Here is a 23,139-nt window from a genome sequence, read left to right as displayed (position 1 = left end):
TATCGGATGCTCTGTTTGTCATGCAGTTTTCAAGGTACTGATCTATCTGAACGAATTGCTTCGTTTCAGTCTTGACATTTAATAGTTAGTCTATCAGTTTCTGATAAATGGATCAATAATCAAATACCAGCAAAAGATGAAATCATTGTACAAATGGGAAGGAATAATCCCGTTTTGCAAGACTTTGCTATACATTATTGTACCGAGCACCCAAATGTTGAATACATATACGCTGAATATGATCCACAGACCAAGCATCTGACATATTATTCTACCAAGCGAGGAATCATAGAAACTCCGGAGACAAGGGAAGAGTATATGACTATGTTGAGAAGGGCAAAAATCTGTTTGCTTTCATCTCCTGGAATCGATAACACAAGGCCTATGGCAGAAGGAATTGATTACCCCACACCACGTTTTTATGAAACTGCAATAAACTACTGTCATATGTTAGGGCGCTATAGCGAGGATCATGAGGAGTTCCATCTTCAGGGAATAGATTCAGTGTGCCATAATATAAAGTCATATGATCAGTTTAAGGATTTATGTGATGAGATAATGATTGGTAATAAGGCATTAAATAAGAAAACTTATGATGAATTTATTTCAAAGCATTTGACAAGCAATTGGATAAAGGAATTGCAAAAACAATTATTGCAGATTTAACAGTGGCATAAATGTAGATTAGAACTACAAATAATGTGAGTCTTGTCAAGAGATTTGATGTAAAAATTTTTTTGAATTTACATTTATGAAGAGGAGTGCGCTATTGAATGATTTTCAACGGATCAAATGGATAGATACATTAAAGGGAATAGGTATTATTCTCGTTTTAATAGGCCATTTCATAGAACCATACTTAGCGGATAATTGTATTGTTAATACGATGTTCACGATAGTCTATTCTTTTCATATGCCACTTTTTTGTATGTTATCTGGAGTGGTTGCAAAAAAGAATGTTAAGAGGGTGTTACTATACTACTGTTGGATATATATAATTTCGCAACTAATATATTTGGGGGCAGTCAGAATCCATCTTCTCGGATATGATATTTCGAGTAACAGGCTTTATGATACGTACATTTTGCCTTTTTGGCATTTATGGTATTTATACGCATTGATTTTATGGAGTATATCCCTTTATATCATTGACATTTTGCAAAAACACATTCCTCGATGTTTAATTTTAGTATTTACGTATACTATCAGTATTTTGTGTGGATTTATTGATGTGGAGAAGCCGTATGGTTTAATGCGGGTTTTTACATTTTATCCATTTTTCCTTTTTGGATATTTTTATAAAGGATTTTTAAATTCTGAAAAATGGGGGGTGGAGTAAAAATCAAAATTTTTTCAGGCACTCTTCTTTTAGGAATATTAGCTTTTATAGGAATATATGCAGAGAATATTAATCCCCAAGCTATGTTTAACTATCAGTCGTACTTTAGGGGAGGTTATTCTTGGGGAGATAGAATGATATTTCTTAGTATTGCATTGGTGATATGTATTCTACTCTTCATATTGCTATATGGTAGTAGAAATCTGATAATGGGGGCTTTAGGACGGAATAGTATTTACATATTTATAAATCATGGATTGATATTTTGGTTTCTTCGTGAAGATATGCTTTTTGCGAAGTTGCGTGAATTATCTTTGCTGAGCTTAAGTATTGTTTCTATTTCTTTAGTAACATTTTGCATATGTTGGTTTGCAAATGAGTATATTCGTAAGTTGTTAAATTATATATACTCCTTGCCTTTAAGAGCCTCAGACACTTTAGTAAGGAAAAAAAGTAGAGTTAATTAAGATGGAAGTGGATAGACGGGTAATATTAGGCAACTAAATGGGGACAAGATGGCTTCCTTCTGGTGGGCGGATTAAACAGAAAAGGGATTAAACCTCAGAAAGGATTACTCATGAGTTCTAAAGTAACAAAAAACAACCATCCGATGGATGTCGATACAATTTCATTGATTTCAAAGCGATATAAAACTATAACAAAAGCCGTGAACGAGGACTTTTGGAATTCTTCATCAGAAACTTCTCATAGCCGATATGTTGGTTCTTATGGTCGCGGTACAGCCATAGGTACAAGTGATCTTGATGTACTATTTGAACTTCCTAATGAGGAGTATGATCACTTTACATCCTTGAATGGCAACGGTCCCTCACGTCTTCTCCAGGCTGTGAAAAACGCTATTCTTGATACTTATCCTAAGACCGATGTCAAAGGTGATGGACAGGTTGTTGTGGTGAAATTCTCTGACGGCATGAAGTTTGAGATACTTCCAGCGTTCAGAAATCTGGATTGGTTTGAAAATTGGGACGGGACGTATACATACCCTGTTGATTGTCAAGTAAAATTGACCCACTTTTATACTTAAATCTGACCCACCATTGGATCCGTCATTGTGATTTTGGAGGCGGGTCAGTTTTGTTTATAGATCTCGATTTTTACACTGTGAATTGACCCACCTTTTAATGAGTTACCAGTGTGTATCCAGCATCGGTAAGTGCTGTTTTGTCTATGATCATTGTCTTGTTTATTGTATCCATGACAACGTATCTGCTAAGCTCTAGAAGCCTGTCCCCTATAAGCTCTTTAACAAGCTTTTCCATTGCTTCTGCTTTAGGGGCGTTCCTTTCTGTTTTATCCTCGCATATATGCTGTGGCTTTACCGGTGAACAAAGCTCATCAATCGACATAAATAGGCTTTCGCCAGCTTTCTCACATTGTGCGGCACAAAATCTGTCTGTAGCTTCGTTATATCCCAGATAATCTATTTTTTTCATTCTGTCCAGAGTTGACCACGGATACTTTATTCCAAATGACTCTCGGAGCTTTTGATAAAGAGCATCTTTGCCGCCACTATTGTATATTTCTGCAAGTTCCGGAAGATTTCTATCTTTTATTTTAACCATGACAGTTTTCCTTCCGGAAGCTTACCTATTTCCGCTTCAGCCCATTCATCAAACGCTCTGGACAGAGCCTGTCCTTCTTCCATCAGAGTTTCAGCCTCTTCAATGAGGTTATGTCTCTGGAGGACCTTTTCATATACATCTGTTTTGTAAAGTAGTTCATCGAGACGCTTTTTCAGGCTTTTAATAGTGTCTTCGCCTCTCAGTTCGGCAAGATATTCTTCCTTTTCCTCATCGCTCAGTGTGCTCAGAGTATCACGGATATCCTGTTCTTCTCTGTATACGTCAAGGAAATCAATGTAGTTTCCATGACCATCTTCAGCATTACATGTATTCTCATGAACACTGTTACCAGCTGCAACCCATTCATGAAGAGCGTTTCTTTCCGTTTCATTCATCTGTGTTGTTTTTTCATATGTATTCAGCTCATCCTGCAGGAATCGCTGCCTATCGCTTGTTAAGTTCATTTTTCTGTACCTTTCTGTTTTTTAACACTTATTTTTGACCCTTTGACACGGTAACTGTCTCCCGTTATACCTAAAGTCCCGTCATTTTATACCAAGGATTATGTCGGTACAGGAACTTCCATAAGCTCATAGAGCTTACGTTGTTTATTAGTTATTTCAGACAGATGATGGGCTTTGCCGGGCTGCTGGTAGTATTCGATGACATCCAACTCGTCAAGCAGTGACTGCATTGTGTAGTCACTGAACAGGCCATTTTCATCCATCTGCTTTTTGATATAAGACATCAGCTGCAGTGCTATGAACTGCACGAAGAGCTTGCCTTCAAAGTTTTCCTCTGATGCGACAGACATCCTGCGCATTGAAAGGCGCTCTTTGAGGTTGCCAAAGGATTTCTCTATAAGATCCTTGAGCCTGTAGATGCGCAGTGCTTCAACAGGATCCTTGATGCCATTGGTCATGAGAGCAAAATAGCCATAGTTACGCTCAGCCTTGCGAATTGCATCCTCATTGAATGAGTAGGTTTTTCCTCTTACTGGTGTCTCATGTATTGTAAAGTACTTCTGATACAGCTTTGCGTCTTCCGGATCAGGAGTGCCATTTACCAGGTTGTTTTCAAGGCGGTCAAGCATTGCATTGAACCGTACCTTGTCATCAGTAGCTTTCTGGTCATTGTAGTAGAAATGGAGATATATACGGCGCTTGTCAGTAATGACTTCACCGGAGCGGGGCTTTTCCTCGGTGTATTCCCATTCCTCTGTGAATGACATGACATAGAGCTTTAGCTCGGAATTATAGTTAAAGCGGGTAACAAAATCATCACGGATCTTGTTAAGACGGCTGCTTACAAGATTCAGTGATAGCCTGGCTCCTATGAGGAACTTATGATGATGCTTCATCAGATCATTTATGTTCTTCTCGCTGTAGAAGCCTCTGTCCATGACAAGCTTGAGTTTCTCAAGTTTAAGGAAATCAACATCCTTAACGAGGTTCTCTATAGGTATAGGAACCGTTTACTCCAAACTTTTTGTGAACGTTCGTTCTTTGCCATTGACAAACATGCCTTGATCACATTGATAAGCTGGATGCGTATTTATTTAGTTCAAGTGAGCATTGTCTTCTTTTACATCCATAATTGTTGTACTATAATTTATTAAGAAACCTCACAGTACACAGAAAAGCGAGACTATTATTATGGGATTGTATCTTGATTCATTAGATTCACTTACTCTTTATAAGAAAATACGTGATAGTAAATGGTACATAGACAAGACGGAAATCATATCTGAACTCATCGATAGGATTGGCACTGCAGAAAATTATATATGTGTAACAAGGCCGAGGCGTTTCGGAAAGACGGTTGCGGCTAACATGATTGCTGCATATTTTTCTCAGAACTTAGATTCCAGAGAAGTTTTTGATGGTAGTAAAATATCAGAAAATCCTAAGTATGATGAGTTTATCAATTCATATCATGTAATCAGCATAGATTTCAGTAAGATTGATGATATGTGTCAAAACTATGATCAGTATATTTCAACAATCAAAGATATTCTGATCAGTGATTTATATAATGCGTTCCCGGATGTTCAGTTCAGAGAAGGTAGTTCTGTTGTGGAAGATTTAAGAAAAATATTTGACACCACAGGAACGCAATTTATTTTTGTCCTCGATGAGTGGGATGCTGTTTTCCATATGAATTTTATAAGTGAAGAAGATAGAGCAAGATACCTTCTTTTTCTTAAGAATCTGTTAAAAGATCAGGCTTTTGTTGCGCTTGCGTACATGACAGGAATATTGCCTATAGCTAAGTATTCAAGCGGATCTGAGCTTAATATGTTTCTTGAATATACGATGTCTTTAGAAGAACGTTTTGGCAAATATTTTGGCTTTTTACAGAACGAGGTAGATGATTTATATCATAGATATTTAAAAATTGAATCAAACCCGAGAATATCGCTCGAAGATCTCGGTAAATGGTATGACGGTTATCATACTTTTGTTGGCGATAGGGTATACAACCCAAGATCAGTCGTAGCAGCTCTTACCAATAATAACCTTGGCAATTACTGGACTAGTGCCGGGCCATATGACGAAATCTTTTATTATATTAGAAATAATGTTAATGGTGTAAAAGATGATCTGGCACTAATGATTACAGGGGACAAGGTTAGATGTGAAGCAAAAGAGTATGCTGCAACATCAATGAATCTTAAGACAAGAGATGAAATATTGTCAGCCATGGTAGTATATGGTTTTCTGAGTTATGCGGATGGCTTTGTAATGATTCCTAATCAGGAATTAATGGGACAATTTGCGGATATGTTAGAAAAGGAGGAATCATTAGGCTATGTCCATAGATTGGCTATAGAGTCAGGAAAGGTACTTGAGGCTACTTTGGCGGGCAAAGAGAATGACATAGCTCGGATTCTTGAGCAGTTTCATGATACAGAAGCTCCCATTCTTATGTATAATAATGAATCTGATTTATCTGCAATTGTTAATCTTGCGTACTTGTCTGCAAGAGACCGTTATGATGTTCAGCGCGAGGATAAAAGCGGAAAGGGATTTGTTGATTTTATTTTTTATCCTAAGAGAAAAGAAGAACCGGGCATTATCTTAGAATTGAAAGTTGATGATTCAGCGGATAATGCAATCAAGCAGATTAAGGATAAAAACTATATTCAGAGATTTAAAGGTAAAGTGGCTGAAAAACCAGATGTTAAAGAAGCCATTTTAGTTGGAATCAGCTATGATAAATCAGAGAAAAAGCACACTTGTAGAATTGAAACAGCATGCATTAATTCTTAATATGATAGCGGGGGAGCAAAATGACTTTTGAAGAATTAAGTTTTTTTGTCATCTCCCCAATCTTCTGTTACAATAGGACTGCCAATTTTTAAAATACATATTATTTAAGGAGAGAGTCTTATTGATGAGCATCAAAAATGTACTTGTAGCACAGTCGGGGGGACCAACTTCTGCTATTAATGCGAGCCTGGCGGGAGTTTTGAAAGGGGTTATTGATTCCGGGGAGTATGACAGGTGTTTTGGAGCCATAAACGGTATATTGGGTGTCTTGTCAGAGAATTATCTGGATCTGACTGACAAGGCATCTGACATTCCTGATTTTATTACACTTCTAACTCACACCCCTGCGATGTATTTAGGGAGCTGCAGGTACAAGCTTCCGGATTACAGGGACGATGATTCTTCTTATTCATTTATTTTTTCACAGTTCAAAAAACATAATATTGGAGCATTTTTTTACATCGGTGGAAATGACAGCATGGATACTGTGTTAAAGCTCTCAAGCTATGCAAAAGAGATAGGATCGGACGTTAAGATCATTGGCGTGCCCAAGACTATCGATAACGATCTTTGCCACACTGACCACACACCGGGCTTTGGTTCTGCGGCCAAGTATATCGCAAGTTCTATCCTGGAGATTGCACATGATACCTTTATCTATGCGGTTAAGTCTGTGACCATAGTTGAGATCATGGGCCGCGATGCGGGATGGCTTACTGCGGCAGCAGCTCTTGCAAGAAACGATTATTCAGGTGCGCCTCACCTTATCTATCTTCCGGAAGCTCCATTCGACAGAGAAAAGTTTCTTGAAGATGTAAGAAATGAGCTACAAAAGCGCAATAATGTTATAATAGCAGTATCTGAGGGCATAAGGGATAAGGATGGAAACTACATCACATCCAGCAAGGCCATGGCAGATACTTTTGGCCATCAGCAGTTATCCGGTGCCGGCAAGGCTCTTGAGTTTTTAGTAAAAGAAAACATAGATGTCAAGGTGCGCTCTGTAGAAGTAAACGTTCTTCAGAGATGTGCAGCTCACATGGCCAGCAAAACTGACCTTGAGGAGTCTTTTGCCCAGGGTAAAAAGGCAGTTGATCTTTCAAGTGAAGGAAAGACCGGATGCATGGTAGTCTTAAACCGTATCAGTAACAACCCTTACCAGGTTGAATACGGATATGCTCAGATAAAAGACATTGCCAACGAAGCCAAGTCTGTTCCTGTGGAATGGATAAATGCTGAGGGCAATGATGTAACAAGTGAACTTGTGGAGTATTTAAGACCTCTTATTCAGGGCGAAGTGGAGCAGAGTTATGAGAATGGCCTTCCCAAGTACCTGGATATTTCGCACTTAAATCGCCGCTGAGATTATTGATATGGCCGGGGAGAAAAGAAAGTGAATAACAAATTTAAACCGTTTCATTTGATTTTAATGGCAGCATCTTTTGCTGTTGTGATATACATGCTTTTTTACAATCTGGGGGAAGGGTACCTTGTTCAGACAGATGAGGCCTATCACGCCACCAACGCCTATGAGATGTACAAACAGGGCAATTGGGTGATCAATACTTACAGATATGCAACGGACTATTTTAATTCCAAGCCGCCTCTTTGCCTGGATCTAATGGTCATGGCCTATAAAGCCTTTGGGGTTAGCGGTTTTGCAGCGAGATTTCCATCGGCTCTTGGAGGCCTTATCATATGCGTTGTTACATCGGCTTTTCTCCTATATGATAAAAGGCCCTTGGCGGCAGCACTTTTTCCGCTGCTTCTTGGAACCTGCAGTAAGCTCTTTTCCTTTCATATGTTCAGGGCAGCAGAGATGGATTCTCTCTACAACATGTTCTTTACACTGGCTATGCTAGCGCTGTTTCTGATGATAGAGCATCCTGATTTTATGTATGCCTATGGACTCTGCCTGGGACTTGCCTTCATGTGCAAGGGACCTCATGCAGCTATAATTTTTATCATAGGTCTTTTGTCCATACTTGTTACCAGGGCGGCCTTTGGATCTGTTAAAAGAGTTATCTTATCAGCTGTTTTAGCAGCCATCATCCCGTGTTTATGGATAGTAAAAAGATTCATGTTTGACGGCTTTGAGCTGTTAAATGCGCTGTTCTTTGGAGAGGTTGTTGAAAGGGTAGCTGATGCTGATACCAGCTTTAGCGTTCCGATAATTGATTTTGTGACATCCAATATATTCGTGGCGTTTGTAATATTGCTTGCTGTTGTTTTTGCTATAAGCATGATTGCAGCTAAGAAAAATGTAAAAGAAACAGGCAGGGAATTTACTGGGTTTTTCAGAAGCAATTATATCTTTATATTATGGGCTTTTGTTCCTGTGGCGATTTTTTCTGCTACCAAGAGTTCTTTATCCTGGTATACCTACACTTCGCAGATTGCAGTGTGCATACTTGTTGCAAGGCTTGTGGACTATTGTGTTGACAGGATATCCACAGGAAGTGCCGTTTTAAAATGCGCAGTGCCGGTGCTTACAGTGGTTTTATCTGTAATCTTTATAATCCCTACCATAAGAGATTATATAAACGTGGCAGGAAAGGGAGGTCATCCCGTAGATCAGCTTACCTTTGAGCTAAAAGAGATGAGAGATGAGTATGGAGATAGTCTGTCAGGGAAGAATGCTTATCTTATAGCAGATTTTTTGGTGGATCCTGAAAATACTGACCACTGGGAGCCTGAGTATGTGGCACCGGCTGAGATGTATCTTGATCTCATTCCGGTTGACGGAGAAGTTGATAACTTTTTAAGTGATGACAATGCCATCATAATAGTGGACAAGGACAAATGGGATGAGTATGCAGAAGTACTCAGCGGCTACGTTATCCTGCATGATGATTCCTACCTTATATTCAGTAGTGAAAGATATTGATATTCAGTGATATTTTATCTTAGTTGCCCAATCACAGCCCTATGATGTATAATGTTAATTTGAATTATAATGCATTTAATATGCGATAATCTTGGAGGTTTTATGAATTATAGAGACGAACAGGAAATAGATCTGATCGACCTTTGCCGTCAGATCCTTAAGAAGTGGCCTATCATTATTGTGGCTGCCGTTATAGGACTTGTGCTTGGCAGCGTGGGCGGTTATTTGAAGTCAGCTCAGCTTGTTGATGCCGAGACTCTTCTCCCTATAGAAGAGGAAGAAGATGTAGCAGCAAATCTTGAGACTCTTAAAGAGAATCTTTCAGAGAGAGAGATAACAGAGACAGAACTTGCTGTTGATTCTTACCTTGCCTATAAAAAGGTTTACAATGAGAAACTTAAATATGGTGAGAATTCCATCAGAATGCAGCTCAATGCTGAGAGCGTTCCGACACTTACAGCTTCTTATATTATTGGTGATTATTATGAAGTAACTTATCCATCAATTGATGAGGTTAACTACATCAATAATATTGTAAGCATTTATTCAAAAGAGATGTATGACGAGCCTGTTATTGATACAGTAGCAGCAGTTCTCGGAGGCAATATTGCAGAAACTTACGTAAGAGAGCTTTACAGTGTTTATTCAGAAGGAAACAGTATTCTTTCTATCAATGTAACAGCAAGGTCCAAAGAGGAGTGTCAGGCTGTAATGGATGTCCTTACCAAGCAGCTTGAGAAGGTAGCTCCTTCCGTTAAAAAGCTTTATACACATTCTCTTACATATTTAAATACATATTATTCTAAAAATATGAATAACGGCATTATTTCTGAGCAGCAGGCTCAGGCAGATGCTCTTACAAACCTTGAGAAGGCTATGCTTTCAGTTAGTGCTTCACTTACAGCTAACCAGAAATCTCTTTTCACAGCACTTGTAGATGATGCAGTCAGAAATAAAGAAGCAGAGACAATAACTGTCAGGGAATTTAGTGTGAAGTTTGCAGCGCTTGGCCTTGTTGGAGGCGCATTTATTGCTGTTTTATGGTTCTGCCTCAGATATGTATTATCACAGACTATCAAGACCAAGGATGATATCGCAGAGCTCTTCGGAGTTCCTGTTCTTGGTAACATGAAAGAGTCTGCTGATGGCGAGCTTGGAATGATCACAGCTGGCGTTGGACTTGGTGCTCAGAAGGCCGGATTTGACAAGGTATTTGTGTTCAGCTCTTCAGATGACGCAGTAGTTACAGGCGTTGTGTCCAAGGTGGTAGAAACAGTTAAGCAGAACTACGGCGCACTTAATATAGAAGGTGGCAGCTCTGTACTTACTGACCCTGCATCACTTTCCAAACTTGCAGATTCCAAGGGCATTGTCCTTGTTGAAAAGCTCAGAACATCTAAATATGAAGATATTGCCAAAGAGCTTGAAATTGCAAAAAACTATGGCGTAACAGTTCTTGGATGCGTTGTAGTTGAGTAAGACTAAGCCGGAGTGCTCCGGCAGAGGGATGAAGTAGAATCGTAATGGCTGGTTTAGAGAGGAAAGCTCCCGGAAAATATCAAAACATAGTATATAAAAGAACGTTTGTCATAGATGAATTATCAATTATCCTTGCGTTTGTATCTGCTGTGACCATCAGGTATCAGGCTATAATCAACTGGGTTGATTATAGTCTTGGCGTTTACCTGTCTATGATCGTTACAGTGTTCCTGTTCGAGATAATAGTGCATTTCAGCTATGATGTAAAAAGACTTCCAATAGTTGATATGGACCCTATTGACAATATGATCAAGCTCATTAAGAGCAGGGCGCTTCTTATTGGTTTGTCTGTTGCATATCTTTTTGCAACACAAAAGTCAGTTCTTGCATCCAGAAAGGTCGTGATTTATTTCATGACCTTAAGTGTCGTTTATGGATATGTGCTCAGGATGCTCTACAGACGCCGCTTTATTAAAAAGTGGGGCGTGCCGGGAGATATTAAGGCACTTGTGATAAATGCTTTAAGAGAAGACACAGATGATGTGCTGAAAAGATATAGAGATGGCAGATATGAATGCGTGGTGGTGGATGTTGCAGGCATGGATTCCGTTGAAGGACCTGTAGACAGTCACCAGGGCGCTGATGAAAAACTTGACACTTTGCTTAGAAAACTTGAAGAAGGTAAGATCAGGACCTACCTTACCATGGAAAGTGCCGGTTATACAGTAAGGCCCGGTATAGTGACAGATGTGGCAGGTTTTGCGACAATTCCCGCATTTGTAAGAAATGACAGGATCGGTGTTTTTGGAGTTGATTATTCAATCGCAAGGGTTGAGGAAGCAGTTCATCACGTAATAGGTCATTTATCTGAGCTTAAGGGCAGATACATCTGTTTTTCCAATGTTCACACAACTGTGATGGCCAGGGATGATAGAGAATATGCTGACATATTAAATGATGCGGCTTTTGTTTTTCCTGATGGAACGCCCATAGCAAACAGACAGAAAAACAAGGGCTATATAGGAGCTGAGAGAGTCGCCGGCCCTGATTTTATGAGGAATATGTTCAGGGATACTCAGGACGGAAAGGTAGCGCATTACTTCTACGGATCGACTGAGGAGACTCTTACAAGACTTCGTGAGAACCTTGAGAAAAAGTACCCCGGTATCAATATAAAGGGGATGTATTCCCCGCCATTTAGGGCTCTTTCTCCTGAGGAAGACGCCGAAGTGGTAAAGCGCATCAATGATTCCGGAGCGGATATAGTGTGGATAGGCCTTGGAGCTCCCAAACAGGAAAAATGGATGAAGGAGCATGAAGGCATGATAAATGCAGTTATGATGGGAGTTGGAGCAGGCTTTGACTTCCATGCCGGGACTGCAAAAAGAGCTCCCTTGTGGGTTCAGAAAATAGGCTTTGAGTGGCTCTTTAGATTGTTTACTGATCCGAAAAGGCTCTTTAAGCGCTATTTTGCGACAAATATTAAGTTTATCTGGTATTCTTTTTTGGACAGATTAAGACTAAAAAAGTGATATTTTCAGTGGAGAGTGTATGAATACAAAGTATAAAACTTTACAGACATACCTTTTGTGGATGGTTGATATGGCGTGCATAGTTTTCAGCTATGTTGTCGCTACATATATGAGATACAACGTAAAGGAAGATTATGGGGATAAGACACTGCATTACCTTGTATGTGTCCTTCTTTTGCTGGCTGGAACCATTTATACCTTCATTGCTGACTGGAACAGAGACTTTATGGTAAGGGGCCTTTTCTTTGAGCTTTTAAGTGTCATCAGGTTTGATGCAGTTGTTTCAATCGTGGCTCTTGCCTTTGCTTTCTTTTTGAAATGGTACTCAATACTGTCAAGACTTGTGATCGTCAATTATATATGGATATTCATGCTGTCAGATTTCCTTGTGAGATGGCTGTTTAAGAACATCTACAGGAAGCACATATCCTCTGAAGTCAATGTCACGAGGGTTGTAGTTGTGGCAGAAAAGCCCCTTGTTGAAAAGACTGTACTTAATCTCATGAACAGAAGAGATTCTGTTGGATATAAGGTAGTAAGAGCTTATGCTGTTGATGCAGCTTCTGTACAGGGTGGAGAAGTTTTAGAGGAAAACGGCGAAAGTGGAAACAAAGCCTTGGAGGCTGGAACTGGTAATAATGATATGACCTCTTCACAGCCTTGGTATATCGGAGATGTTCATGTCCATAATGGAATACACAACCTTACAGAAAGGCTTCTGACAGATCCTTTTGATGAGGTATTTATCAATACTCCCAATATTCCTCAGAACAATATGAAGAATATCATCCTTGGATTTGAGGAGATGGGTATTACTACTCATTACAATTTGGAGCTTCCGGGAATCAGCAAGGCCCACACTCAGTTCGATGATTATATGGGCTATTCTGTTATTACCTATTGCATGAATCGCAGCAGCTACAAGCGTCTCTCTATTAAGAGGCTTATGGATATCGTTGGCGGGTTTGTAGGACTTGTACTTACAGGAATCATCACACTATTCCTTGCTCCAGCTATTAAGATTGATTCTCCTGGCCCTGTTTTCTTTTCGCAGACACGTATTGGTAAAAATGGCCGAAGATTCAAGATCTATAAGTTCAGATCTATGTACATTGATGCTGAGGAACGTCTTAAGGACCTCCAGGATCAGAACGAAATGAGTGGTCTCATGTTCAAGATGGAAAATGATCCACGTATAACGAAGGTTGGATCATTTATCAGAAAGACAAGTCTCGATGAGTTCCCTCAGTTCTTAAATGTCCTCAAGGGCGATATGTCTCTGGTTGGAACAAGACCACCGACAGAGTCTGAGTTTGAGCAGTACAATGAGCACTACAGAAGAAGGCTTTCCATGACTCCCGGTCTTACAGGACTTTGGCAGATCAGTGGAAGAAGCGATATCCAGGACTTTGATGAGGTAGTTAAACTTGACCTTCAGTACATCGACAACTGGAGTCTTGCTGAGGATGTCAGGATCCTTTTGAGAACAGTTTATGTAGTTCTTTTTGGAAAGGGTGCAAAGTAACAGAGGTTTTTATATGTTAGATAAAAATATAGATTTAAATGGCAAAAAAATATTAGTTACAGGAGCGGCCGGTTTTATTGGTTCAAACCTGTGCAAGGAACTTTTGAGGTCATATGATGATATTCATATTTATGGTATCGATAATATGAATGACTACTATGACCCTAAGATCAAGAATGACAGACTGCGCGAGATTTATGAGCTTGCGTGTGCCGGTGATTCTGAGAATGCTGCTTCAGACGAGAGCCGATTTGATTTTGTTCGTGGAAATATTGCAGACAAAGAACTTGTAACATCTGTTTTTGATGAGTTTAAACCTGATGTAGTTGTTAACCTTGCAGCTCAGGCAGGAGTTCGCTATTCCATCGAGAATCCTGATGCTTATATAGAGTCCAATATTATAGGCTTTTACAATATTCTTGAGGCCTGCAGGCATTCATATGATAGTGCAGACAGCTCAGAATATAAGGGAGTTCAGCACCTTGTATATGCTTCAAGCTCAAGTGTATATGGTTCAAATAAAAAGATTCCGTACAGCGTAGAGGACAAGGTGGATAACCCTGTTTCCTTATATGCTGCGACCAAGAAGTCCAATGAGCTATTGGCACATTCATATTCCAAGCTCTATGGCATTCCTTCAACAGGACTTCGTTTCTTTACAGTATACGGTCCTGCGGGGCGCCCTGACATGGCTTACTTTGGCTTTACCAATAAGCTTGTAAATGGCGATAAGATAAAGATATTTAACTTTGGTAACTGCAAGCGTGATTTCACTTTTGTTGATGATATAGTTAAGGGAGTTGTAAATGTTATGCAGGTTGCTCCTTCTGAAAATGAGAACGGGGTAAAATACAAGGTTTACAACATCGGTAATAATGACCCTGTAAATCTCCTTGATTTCGTGGATATTTTGCAGCAGGAGCTCATAAGTGCAGGAGTTCTTCCGGGGGATTATGACTTTGAAGCTCACAAGGAGCTTGTTCCTATGCAGCCCGGCGATGTTGAGATTACTTACGCTGACGTAACAGCTCTTCAGGAAGATTTTGGATTTAAGCCTTCAACTCCTCTAAGAGAGGGACTTAAGTCTTTTGCCAAGTGGTACAAAGAGTATTATTGCTGATAAAGGATTAAGATGTTTAGTTACAGGACACCAGGCTTTAATATAAAACTTAATACGAGAAAGCTGAGCATCTTTTTTACAGCTGTTTATGTGCTGAGCCTTATTCCTATGCTGGTTCTTGGTTTTTATGATTTTCCTTCGGCAGATGACTTTTCTATGGCTCTTGAAGCCAGGCAGTACTTTGCCGCAAACGGAGGATTCTTTGGAACGCTCATTGCATCGCTGCAGAAGTCGTGGCTTGTGTACAGTCACTATGAAGGGTATTTCTTTTCTATCATACTGACTTGCATCTGCCCAAGTGTTTTCGGAGAGCAGTTTTACTTCATAACACCTTTCATGACCTTGGGAATGCTCACATTTGGTGTTTGCTATTTCTTTGATGCGCTCTTTGTGAGAGTGTGGCACCTTGATAAGGACCTTTCAAATGTAGTGAGAATGCTGACACTCATCATGATGGTTCAGTGCTTAAATGGCGCAGGCACGAGAGTTGAAGCTTTTTACTGGTATAGCGGCGCTGTTAATTACACCTTTACATTTGGAATGGCTTTCTTCTGGGTGGGCTTACTACTTAGAACTGTTTACGATACTGATGAGAGATCGAGGAAGAGAAAGTTCTTTTGGAGCTGCTTCTGGGGATTTTTCATGGGAGGCGCAAATTACCTCTCTGCTCTTGAGCTTGGGATTATCTCATTTCTTTTGATCATTATCCTGATCATGGTTAAAATGGGCAGATTCAGGCTCGAAGGAACAGATGATTTTGGAAAAAGAATCGCCGGATTTATGCTGATTCCGGCTGTATTTAATCTTATAGGTTTTTCTTTTTCCTGCTTTGGCCCTGGTAACTCGAACAGATTTGCCGAGACAACTCAGATGAGTCCAGTAAAGGCAGTGTTCATCTCGTTGTATAACACTTTTGATATGCTGGTTAATGATATGACTAGGTGGGAGATGATCCTCATTTTTGTCATGCTTATTCCTATATTTTGGAAGATGGCAGAGGGAATGAAGACCAGGCTTGAACATCCTGTTCTGTTTACACTTTTTGCCTACCTTCTGGTGTCATCCAACATGACGCCTCCAATTTTTGCTACAGCCAATATCGATGCAGGAAGGCTAAGAGCTCTTGCATTTATGGAATATGTATTCATGATGACAATGGTGGTGTTCTACTTAACTGTTGTGGCAAGGCAGCATTTTGCAGCGGGAAATGTTGAAGGCGGTAACAAGAAAACTGTTTTATTATCTTCAGCGCAGTCTATGATCATTGTTTGCCTGGTTGCTGCACTTGTTATCGGTTCAGGACTCTGCGTGATTCCGGAACATGGCTATTACTCATGTACATCTGCTCTGTTCGATATTGTAAGCGGCGATGCTTCGACTTATAAGCAGGAAAATGAAGAAAGACTCAATGTGCTTCGCGACAGTTCTGTAACAAATGCAGGGCTTACTGAGCACTCTGTTCATCCTGAAATGCTCTTTTACATGGATATAACTCCTGACAGTAGTGAGTGGATCAATCAGGCTACAGCTACTTACTATGGCAAGGATGAAGTAGTTCTTTTACCAAAGGAATAATAGGCAATTATAGGAATATTGGAGATAAATTACATGAAAGAAATAAAAGAGAATTACAAGTTATTGGAATTTAAGGAATACGGCGATGAGAGAGGAAACCTGGTTGTAGCGGAAGGATCAGGCTTTGATATTCCTTTTGATATCAGGAGAGTGTTCTATATGTCAGGTTCTGACCCGGATATAAGGAGAGGTAATCACGCCAACAGATACACTCAGTTTGTACTGATAAATGTCAGCGGCAGCAGTAAGGTCCTTGTTGATGACGGCAAGAAAAAAGAAATTGTAGTTCTTGATAAGCCGAGAATGGGACTTTATCTTGCACCTATGGTCTGGAAGGAAATGTATGATTTTTCACCGGATTCAGTTCTTTTGGTGCTGGCTAGTGAGCACTATATTGATAGCGAGTATATCAGGGATTATGATGCCTTTTTAAAAGAGGTTAATAATGAGGCTTGACAGCGTGATACTGAGTATTTAGCTGTTGAAATATAGGATTAAAAGAGAGAAAAAATGTCAAAGATTTCAATTGTAGTTCCTGTGTACTACAACTCAGATACACTGGAGCTTTTATACGATGATATGAAGGAAAAGATCCTTGGAAAGCTTGGAGACTATGAGATCGTGTTCGTGGATGACGGCTCTGGGGATAACTCATGGGAAATAATCCAGAAAATTGCCGCTAAGGATCCCAATGTAGTGTGCACGAAGCTTTCCAGAAACTTTGGTGAACACGCTGCGATCCTTGCAGGCTTGTCTGTCTGCACCGGTGACTGCGCAGTGACCAAGCAGGCTGACCTTCAGGAGGATTCAACTCTTATCCTTGATATGTATGAGAGCTGGAAGCGCGGCAACAAGGTGGTTTTGGCAATCAGAGAGTCACGTGATGAGAGCGCTGTCAAAAAGTTTTTTGCAGGCTGCTACTACTGGCTTGTTCGTAAGACTATCAATAAGGACATGCCTCAGGGAGGCTGTGACTGCTACCTTGTAGACAGAAAGGCTATTGAAGTCTTAAAGCTTATGGATGAGAAAAATTCATCACTTACTCTCCAGGTTATGTGGGTAGGCTTTAAGACTGAGAAGATCTATTTCCACAGGAAAGATCGAGAAGTTGGCGAGTCCCGGTGGACACTTGGCAAAAAAATCAAGCTCGTTGTGGATTCAATGATGAGTTTTTCATATTTTCCCATCAGATGTATGGCAACTTTGGGATTTTTCTTTGCTCTATGTTCATTTATAGGTATTATCATGGTTTTACGAGAAAAGCTCACAGTTGGAACTCCGATATTAGGTTATGCTTCAATTATGTCTGTAGTTCTTTTTGGATTTGGAGCTATTTTCATTATGTTATCAGTTCTGGGTGAGTATATCTGGAGAGCGCTTGAAGAGGCCAGAAAGAGACCTCCGTTTATCATTGATGAAGTAAAAAGACACGATGACAAGTGATCATTTGATCTAAATTAGAGGGAAAAGATATGGAAAAAATAATGCAGGGCCGCATGGACAGAGGCTTTGAAAGATATCAGAAGGAGTACGAGGATAAGGCACTTGAGGTACTTCGCTCAGGCTGGTACATCCTTGGAAAAGAAGTTGAGAACTTTGAAACAGAGTTTGCTGAGTATGTGGGAACTAAATATTCAGTAGGTCTTGCCAGTGGACTTGATGCCCTTTGGCTTGCTTTTAAGGTTTTGGGAATAGGAAAGGGTGATGAGGTCATTGTTCAGGGCAATACTTATATTGCCAGCGTTATGGGAATTACCATTAATGATGCAACACCGGTTTTTGTTGAGCCCAACGAGCATTATCAGATTGATGCTGACAAGATAGAAGAGAAGATCACTGACAAGACAAAAGCTATTCTGGTGGTTCACCTCTACGGACAGGCTGCCGATATGACAAAGATCGTGGATATCTGCAAGAGACATAACCTCAAACTTGTTGAGGACTGTGCCCAGTCACATGGTGCCTGCCACAATGGTCAGATGACAGGAAGCTTTGGTGATTTTGGATGTTTTTCTTTTTACCCATCCAAGAATATGGGAGCTTACGGCGATGCAGGAGCTATTACAACCAATGATCCTGAACTTGCCCGTCTCATGAAGATTTACAGAAATTATGGAAGTGAAAAGAGATACCATAACATGGTAGTTGGTGCCAATTCACGTCTCGACGAGCTTCAGGCAGGACTTCTTAGAGTTAAGCTTATTCACATGAAAGATATTACTGATGAGAGATATGAGCTGGGACGCCGCTACGCAGATGGCATCACTAATCCATTGGTTATTAAGCCATCTGTTGCTGAGGGTTCAACCTGTGTTTGGCATCAGTATGTATTAAGGGTTCCATCAAAGGATGCAGCAGATCCTGCAGCTGCCCGCGATGCATTCAGACAGTACCTTGAGGATAACGGGATCATGACGCTTATCCACTATCCGATTCCGCCTCACAGGTCACAGGCTTATGAGTACTTGGGACTTCCTGAAGGTAGCCTTCCAATCACGGAGCTGTATGCTAATGAAGTTGTATCACTTCCTATCTACACAGGAATGACTTCAGATGAGCAGCAGAGGGTTATCGACTGTATAAATGCCTGGAAGGGCTGATGTGTGCACCTGCACTGGCTTCAGGAATGATTAAATTAAAAATGTTAGAGGAATAGTTTAATGAATATAGTTTTACTTTCAGGTGGCAGCGGAAAGAGATTATGGCCACTTTCAAACGATGTTAGATCCAAGCAGTTTATAAAGATTTTCCATCCGGAAAACAGTCAGGAGCATGTTGATCCTGCTGACCTTGAATCCATGGTTCAGCGTGTTTACAGCCAGATAAAAAAGATTGATGAAAACGCCAGCATTACTATTGCAACCAGCAAGACTCAGGTTTCATCAATCCACAATCAGCTTGGAGATAAGGTATCAGTATGTGTTGAGCCTACAAGGCGAGATACTTTCCCTGCTATTGCGCTTGCTGCAAGCTATCTCTCAGATAAGCTTGGGGTAGACAGAGACGACGCGGTTATTATATGCCCTGTCGATCCATATGTTGATGACTCATATTTTGAGTGCTTCAAAGAGCTTGATAAGATGGTTAAGTCAGGCGATTACAACCTTAATCTTATGGGTGTTGAGCCTACTTACCCAAGTGAAAAATATGGTTACATTCAGCCTGAGACTAAAGATCATATCAGCAAGGTTTCCGCATTTAAGGAAAAACCTGACGTTGAGACCGCTCAGAAATATATTGATGAAGGTGCTCTTTGGAACTGCGGAGTTTTCGCCTTTAAGCTTGGCTATATTCTGGACAGAGCGCATGAACTTATTGATTTTAAGGATTATCAGGATCTGTTTGACCACTACGGAGACTGTAAGAAGATCAGTTTCGACTATGCTGTAGGTGAGCATGAGAAGTCTATCGGTGTTGTAAGATTTTCAGGCGCCTGGAAGGACATCGGTTCATGGAATACCTTTGCTGAAGAAATGCATGAAAAGATAATCGGCAAGGCTGACATGGATGATACCTGCGAAAACAGCAACATTGTTAATGAGCTTAATATTCCTATTATCGCTATGGGACTTAAGAATATGGTAGTAGCAGCTTCCAACGACGGTATTTTAGTGGCTGACAAGACTCAGTCAAGCTACATTAAACCTTATGTTGAAAAGTTAAGCAACCAGGTACGCTATGCTGAAAAGTCCTGGGGAAGCTTTACTATTGTGGATGTTCAGGACAAGGCACTTGTTATAAGGATAGTTCTTTTACCTGATCACAAGCTTCACTATCACAGCCACGACCACAGGGATGAGGTGTGGACAGTCATGAGCGGCGAAGGCACAGTTATTATGGATGGTAAAAAGATTGATGTTGTGCCTGGATCTGTTGTGTCAATAAAGGCCGGACAGAAGCACACAGTAATTGCCAAGACTGAGCTTGTTATCAACGAAGTTCAGATCGGTGATGAGATAAGTGTTGAAGATAAGATTAAGTATGAGTTTCCAGAGGGAGTAAAATGAAAAAAGAACTGGGGATTGACAGATTTTTAAAGAATATAATTGAAAAGTATATGTTTGAGATCTGTATGGTGATAGCTCTTTTGGCTGCGGTTTTTGTGAGAGCCAAATTTGCGCCTGAAACCACTCTTTCCCCGGACTATGAGTCTTACTACAAAGTGTGGGTGGACTACTACAGAGAAAATGGCATTATTAAGGGACTTGGCAGTGCTATTGGCGACTACTACGTTCCTCTTAATGTTATGTATGCTCTGTGTTCACTTCTTCCTGTGGAGCCCTGGCTTCCACTTAGCGTTATTGCATTTGCATGTGAGCTGATTTCAGCAGTGTTTATTTATAAGATTTTTTTCCTTTTGACAGGAAGAAAGCATCACTCCATGTTTGCTGGTGTTGCCACGCTGTACCTCCCATTTGTGGCTTTTAATGGAGCCCTTTGGAAACAGGTGGATGCCCTTTATACATGTTTTTTGATGATATCTCTTTATAAACTGTTGAAGCAGCAGTATCGCGCTTCTTTCATCTGGTACAGTGTTGCCTTTGCGGTTAAGCTCCAGTCAATCATCTTTTTACCTGTTTATCTGATCCTTTATATTACAGATGGTTTCCACAGCTATGACAGGGTTATTAAGGATTCAGGCAGGAAAAATACCTACAGTATCCTCGAGTTTTTGTGGATACCTGCTGTGTATTTTATTGCAGGGTTACCTGAAGTTCTGTGTAAAAATGGCCTTAGGAGAACATATCTTTCTTACCTTTACCAGACTCAGGAACTTGATTCTGAAGGTTACGGCATGGTTTCATTTTTCCCAAACCTTTATAATCTTGGTTTTGATAATTTTGATAAGCTTTTATCCGGAGCAGCTATAATGGTGCTGTTGATGGTTCTTATGACCATTGCCTTTTTATGCTATAGAAGGAAGGACAATATCGACAGAAAACTTGTGGTCTATATAGCAATCTGGACAGCTTGGACCTGCGTTATTCTGCTTCCCGGAATGCATGAGAGATATGACTATGCAATGCTTCTTATTCTTACACCTTTTGCGGTTCTTATAAGAAAGCAGATTGTATTGCCTATGTTCATTGCCAATGTGTGCTCGCTTGCGACCTATGCTTATACGCTGTTTGGCGCAAGGGATATTGTGAATATGACAGTGGTTTCACTTTTTTACGTGGGAGCATATCTTTATACTCTGACTGATGTGGTTCGTCTCATAAATGACGAACATCAGCAGGATGTCTGATGTTTTGAGGAACAAGGGCTTGGTTAATATAAAAAAAGCTTTCAATTTAATAGTGGTTTTATGTCTCTTTGTGGCGTCATTACTGGTTCTGGGAACGAGTATAGTAACGACGATCTATTATGATTATGGCGTTGATGTGGATTTTCCCCATTACCAAAAAGAGAATGTTTTGCTACTTCTGCTTTTGGTGACAGGAGTAGTTTTTGTATTTGCACTTTTTAAAAAGATAGGTGTACTTGAAAAGAATAAGGGTGCTTTGGTTTTCGGAATTGTCTTTTGCCTGGCATATTGTCTTTTGTTGATACTTTCAATAAGGCCATATCCTGTCAACGATTCCAAGACACTTGACGACATAATTGGTCAGTTCATGGTGGAAAACTATTCTTCCTTAACAGAAAAAGGTGGATATCTTTTCATTTGGCCTTTCCAGCTTGGGTATGTTGCATTTGGGCAGCTCATGAGCAGCATCTTTGGCATCGGCAATTATCTTGCCTGGGATCTGGTGCAGCTTTTGTCTGTTGTGATAACTGTATATCTTTTGTATCAGTTGACATGGGAGTTTTTTGGTGACAGACAGGTCTGCAGCATAATGGCTTTTTTATCAGCCGGAATGCTTTTCTTTTACAACTACGTGACCTACATTTATGGGGATATTCTCAGCATGGCGCCTCAGACGATAGCGCTTTTCCTTGTAGTCTTATATATGAAAAGAAAAAGGGTTATTTACGGATTTGGAGCGGGAGTTGCTATCGCTGTGGCAGTTATGCTAAAGACAAATTGCGAGATTGCGCTTATAGCTCTCGTGATGGCTCTTTTACTTGATCTGATTCCACAAAGTGGAAAAACAGAGCCGGGAAGTCTTATAAAAGGCGCAATTATAATGCTTGTGATGGTTGTTCTTACTTTTTCAGCAAAGAGTGCGGTTGATGCATATTATTGCGGTGTGACAGACCTTGATGAGATACCAGGTGGAAGCCCTTCAGTATCACATATAGCTATGGGCCTTCAGGAAAGTGAACTTGAAGATGGCTGGTACAACGGCTACAATTATCAGGTTTTTGAAGAGAATGACTATGACATAGAAGCTACAAAGGCAGCTGCTATAGCTAACATAAAGGAGACTTTGGCGGGATTTGTAAAAAGGCCTCTCCATGGCGGAAGGTTTTTGCTTAGAAAGTTCCTTACTCAGTGGGCTGATCCTGTTTGCGTTTCCACACATAATCTGGATCTTGTTAACAGACACCATGAGAATACGACGGCAATTGCGGACTCTATTGTTTCAGGAGGTGGATCTGGCCTGATTTCGCAGGTTATGAATGTGTATATGACGGTTTGCTATCTTGGCGTAGCAATCTATTTGTTTGGAATTTTGAAAAAGAAAGAGGTGTCAGATTCAGAGATGCTTCTTTTGATACTTATATTTGGCGGGATAGTATTTCATGAATTTTGGGAGGGCTCTTCGAGATATGCCATGAGATACTATGTTTACTGGGTTCCATTTGCTGCTAAGGGGATCAGCATGATCCTGGAGTCCCGTATTTTCAGGAAATTTCTTAAAAAATGATTTGTGTGTCAGAGG

Annotated in this window: 20 protein-coding genes; 17 read left to right on the top strand and 3 right to left on the bottom strand. The window is 40.3% G+C overall.

Annotated elements, in window-relative coordinates; genetic code table 11:
- Positions 1-318 precede the first annotated feature (318 nt).
- From G585_RS0108880 to G585_RS17655, 3 genes are all read left to right on the top strand, one after another.
- Positions 319-666, top strand: a complete 348-nt coding sequence (locus tag G585_RS0108880; protein ID WP_196802902.1) for a hypothetical protein — start codon at positions 319-321, stop codon at positions 664-666.
- 85 nt (positions 667-751) lie between these two features.
- Positions 752-1,339, top strand: coding sequence for an acyltransferase family protein (locus G585_RS20160; protein ID WP_081644802.1), 588 nt, complete (start codon positions 752-754; stop codon positions 1,337-1,339).
- A 577-nt stretch (positions 1,340-1,916) separates the two neighbouring features.
- The gene (locus tag G585_RS17655; RefSeq protein WP_051142979.1) at positions 1,917-2,384 is read left to right on the top strand and encodes an SMODS domain-containing nucleotidyltransferase; all 468 of its coding nucleotides are present in this window, start codon (positions 1,917-1,919) and stop codon (positions 2,382-2,384) included.
- Positions 2,385-2,478: 94 nt separating this feature from the next.
- On the opposite strand, the gene G585_RS0108860 is transcribed toward G585_RS17655, so the two are convergent.
- The 3 genes from G585_RS0108860 to G585_RS19895 all read right to left on the bottom strand — a co-directional run bounded on the left by G585_RS0108860 (position 2,479) and on the right by G585_RS19895 (position 4,381).
- The gene (locus tag G585_RS0108860; RefSeq protein WP_022774434.1) at positions 2,479-2,922 is read right to left on the bottom strand and encodes a hypothetical protein; all 444 of its coding nucleotides are present in this window, start codon (positions 2,920-2,922) and stop codon (positions 2,479-2,481) included.
- A complete protein-coding gene (locus tag G585_RS0108855; protein WP_022774432.1) occupies positions 2,910-3,386 on the bottom strand; it encodes a hypothetical protein in 477 nt (158 codons plus the stop codon). Before G585_RS0108855 ends, G585_RS0108860 begins: the two co-directional genes overlap by 13 nt.
- Positions 3,387-3,484: 98 nt before the next feature.
- Positions 3,485-4,381, bottom strand: a complete 897-nt coding sequence (locus tag G585_RS19895; RefSeq protein ID WP_278246658.1) for an IS1634 family transposase — start codon at positions 4,379-4,381, stop codon at positions 3,485-3,487.
- A gap of 196 nt (positions 4,382-4,577) precedes the next feature.
- Here G585_RS19895 and G585_RS0108845 point away from each other — a divergent pair, with 196 nt between their 5' ends.
- The 14 genes from G585_RS0108845 to G585_RS0108780 all read left to right on the top strand — a co-directional run bounded on the left by G585_RS0108845 (position 4,578) and on the right by G585_RS0108780 (position 23,124).
- The gene (locus G585_RS0108845) at positions 4,578-6,194 is read left to right on the top strand and encodes an AAA family ATPase (RefSeq protein WP_022774429.1); all 1,617 of its coding nucleotides are present in this window, start codon (positions 4,578-4,580) and stop codon (positions 6,192-6,194) included.
- Between the two features lie 124 nt (positions 6,195-6,318).
- Entirely contained in the window at positions 6,319-7,557 is a 1,239-nt protein-coding gene (locus G585_RS0108840) for a 6-phosphofructokinase (protein ID WP_022774428.1), read from the top strand.
- Between the two features lie 30 nt (positions 7,558-7,587).
- Entirely contained in the window at positions 7,588-9,081 is a 1,494-nt protein-coding gene (locus G585_RS0108835) for an ArnT family glycosyltransferase (RefSeq protein ID WP_022774427.1), read from the top strand.
- Between the two features lie 102 nt (positions 9,082-9,183).
- On the top strand, positions 9,184-10,560 hold the full coding sequence (locus tag G585_RS0108830; protein WP_022774426.1) for a hypothetical protein: 1,377 nt from the start codon (positions 9,184-9,186) through the stop codon (positions 10,558-10,560).
- 44 nt (positions 10,561-10,604) lie between these two features.
- Positions 10,605-12,092, top strand: a complete 1,488-nt coding sequence (locus G585_RS19890; RefSeq protein WP_022774425.1) for a WecB/TagA/CpsF family glycosyltransferase — start codon at positions 10,605-10,607, stop codon at positions 12,090-12,092.
- Between the two features lie 19 nt (positions 12,093-12,111).
- Entirely contained in the window at positions 12,112-13,617 is a 1,506-nt protein-coding gene (locus G585_RS0108820; protein WP_022774424.1) for a sugar transferase, read from the top strand.
- A gap of 13 nt (positions 13,618-13,630) precedes the next feature.
- A complete protein-coding gene (locus G585_RS0108815) occupies positions 13,631-14,737 on the top strand; it encodes an NAD-dependent epimerase/dehydratase family protein (protein WP_022774423.1) in 1,107 nt (368 codons plus the stop codon).
- A 12-nt stretch (positions 14,738-14,749) separates the two neighbouring features.
- Positions 14,750-16,312, top strand: a complete 1,563-nt coding sequence (locus G585_RS0108810) for a DUF6056 family protein (protein ID WP_022774422.1) — start codon at positions 14,750-14,752, stop codon at positions 16,310-16,312.
- A 33-nt stretch (positions 16,313-16,345) separates the two neighbouring features.
- On the top strand, positions 16,346-16,768 hold the full coding sequence (locus G585_RS0108805) for a sugar 3,4-ketoisomerase (protein ID WP_022774421.1): 423 nt from the start codon (positions 16,346-16,348) through the stop codon (positions 16,766-16,768).
- A 54-nt stretch (positions 16,769-16,822) separates the two neighbouring features.
- Complete coding sequence (locus G585_RS0108800) at positions 16,823-17,755, top strand: glycosyltransferase family 2 protein (RefSeq protein ID WP_022774419.1); 933 nt, start codon at positions 16,823-16,825, stop codon at positions 17,753-17,755.
- 29 nt (positions 17,756-17,784) lie between these two features.
- Positions 17,785-18,912 carry a DegT/DnrJ/EryC1/StrS family aminotransferase gene (locus G585_RS0108795; protein WP_022774418.1) on the top strand — a complete coding sequence of 376 codons (1,128 nt, stop codon included), beginning with the start codon at positions 17,785-17,787 and terminating at the stop codon, positions 18,910-18,912.
- Positions 18,913-18,972: 60 nt separating this feature from the next.
- Positions 18,973-20,319, top strand: a complete 1,347-nt coding sequence (locus G585_RS0108790; protein ID WP_022774417.1) for a sugar phosphate nucleotidyltransferase — start codon at positions 18,973-18,975, stop codon at positions 20,317-20,319.
- Positions 20,316-21,560: a hypothetical protein gene (locus tag G585_RS0108785; RefSeq protein WP_022774415.1), complete on the top strand. Its 1,245-nt coding sequence runs from the start codon at positions 20,316-20,318 to the stop codon at positions 21,558-21,560. The genes G585_RS0108790 and G585_RS0108785 overlap by 4 nt, the downstream gene beginning before the upstream one ends.
- A 19-nt stretch (positions 21,561-21,579) precedes the next feature.
- The gene (locus G585_RS0108780) at positions 21,580-23,124 is read left to right on the top strand and encodes a glycosyltransferase family 39 protein (RefSeq protein ID WP_196802901.1); all 1,545 of its coding nucleotides are present in this window, start codon (positions 21,580-21,582) and stop codon (positions 23,122-23,124) included.
- Positions 23,125-23,139: the final 15 nt, after the last annotated feature.

The organism is Butyrivibrio sp. AE2015 (assembly GCF_000420825.1).
In the GTDB taxonomy this organism is placed as follows: Bacteria; Bacillota; Clostridia; order Lachnospirales; family Lachnospiraceae; genus Butyrivibrio.
Note: the sequence above shows the minus strand (reverse complement) of the source record. Positions and strands in the feature narration are given on the sequence as shown.

Bases quoted from the DNA above. Each gene is read 5' to 3' on its own strand.
- G585_RS0108880 (WP_196802902.1), top strand. From the start codon at position 319: ATGACTATGTTGAGAAGGGCAAAAATCTGTTTGCTTTCATCTCCTGGA.
- G585_RS20160 (WP_081644802.1), top strand. From the start codon at position 752: ATGAAGAGGAGTGCGCTATTGAATGATTTTCAACGGATCAAATGGATA.
- G585_RS17655 (WP_051142979.1), top strand. From the start codon at position 1,917: ATGAGTTCTAAAGTAACAAAAAACAACCATCCGATGGATGTCGATACA.
- G585_RS0108860 (WP_022774434.1), bottom strand. From the start codon at position 2,922: ATGGTTAAAATAAAAGATAGAAATCTTCCGGAACTTGCAGAAATATAC.
- G585_RS0108855 (WP_022774432.1), bottom strand. From the start codon at position 3,386: ATGAACTTAACAAGCGATAGGCAGCGATTCCTGCAGGATGAGCTGAAT.
- G585_RS0108845 (WP_022774429.1), top strand. From the start codon at position 4,578: ATGGGATTGTATCTTGATTCATTAGATTCACTTACTCTTTATAAGAAA.
- G585_RS0108840 (WP_022774428.1), top strand. From the start codon at position 6,319: ATGAGCATCAAAAATGTACTTGTAGCACAGTCGGGGGGACCAACTTCT.
- G585_RS0108830 (WP_022774426.1), top strand. From the start codon at position 9,184: ATGAATTATAGAGACGAACAGGAAATAGATCTGATCGACCTTTGCCGT.
- G585_RS19890 (WP_022774425.1), top strand. From the start codon at position 10,605: ATGGCTGGTTTAGAGAGGAAAGCTCCCGGAAAATATCAAAACATAGTA.
- G585_RS0108820 (WP_022774424.1), top strand. From the start codon at position 12,112: ATGAATACAAAGTATAAAACTTTACAGACATACCTTTTGTGGATGGTT.
- G585_RS0108815 (WP_022774423.1), top strand. From the start codon at position 13,631: ATGTTAGATAAAAATATAGATTTAAATGGCAAAAAAATATTAGTTACA.
- G585_RS0108810 (WP_022774422.1), top strand. From the start codon at position 14,750: ATGTTTAGTTACAGGACACCAGGCTTTAATATAAAACTTAATACGAGA.
- G585_RS0108805 (WP_022774421.1), top strand. From the start codon at position 16,346: ATGAAAGAAATAAAAGAGAATTACAAGTTATTGGAATTTAAGGAATAC.
- G585_RS0108800 (WP_022774419.1), top strand. From the start codon at position 16,823: ATGTCAAAGATTTCAATTGTAGTTCCTGTGTACTACAACTCAGATACA.
- G585_RS0108795 (WP_022774418.1), top strand. From the start codon at position 17,785: ATGGAAAAAATAATGCAGGGCCGCATGGACAGAGGCTTTGAAAGATAT.
- G585_RS0108790 (WP_022774417.1), top strand. From the start codon at position 18,973: ATGAATATAGTTTTACTTTCAGGTGGCAGCGGAAAGAGATTATGGCCA.
- G585_RS0108785 (WP_022774415.1), top strand. From the start codon at position 20,316: ATGAAAAAAGAACTGGGGATTGACAGATTTTTAAAGAATATAATTGAA.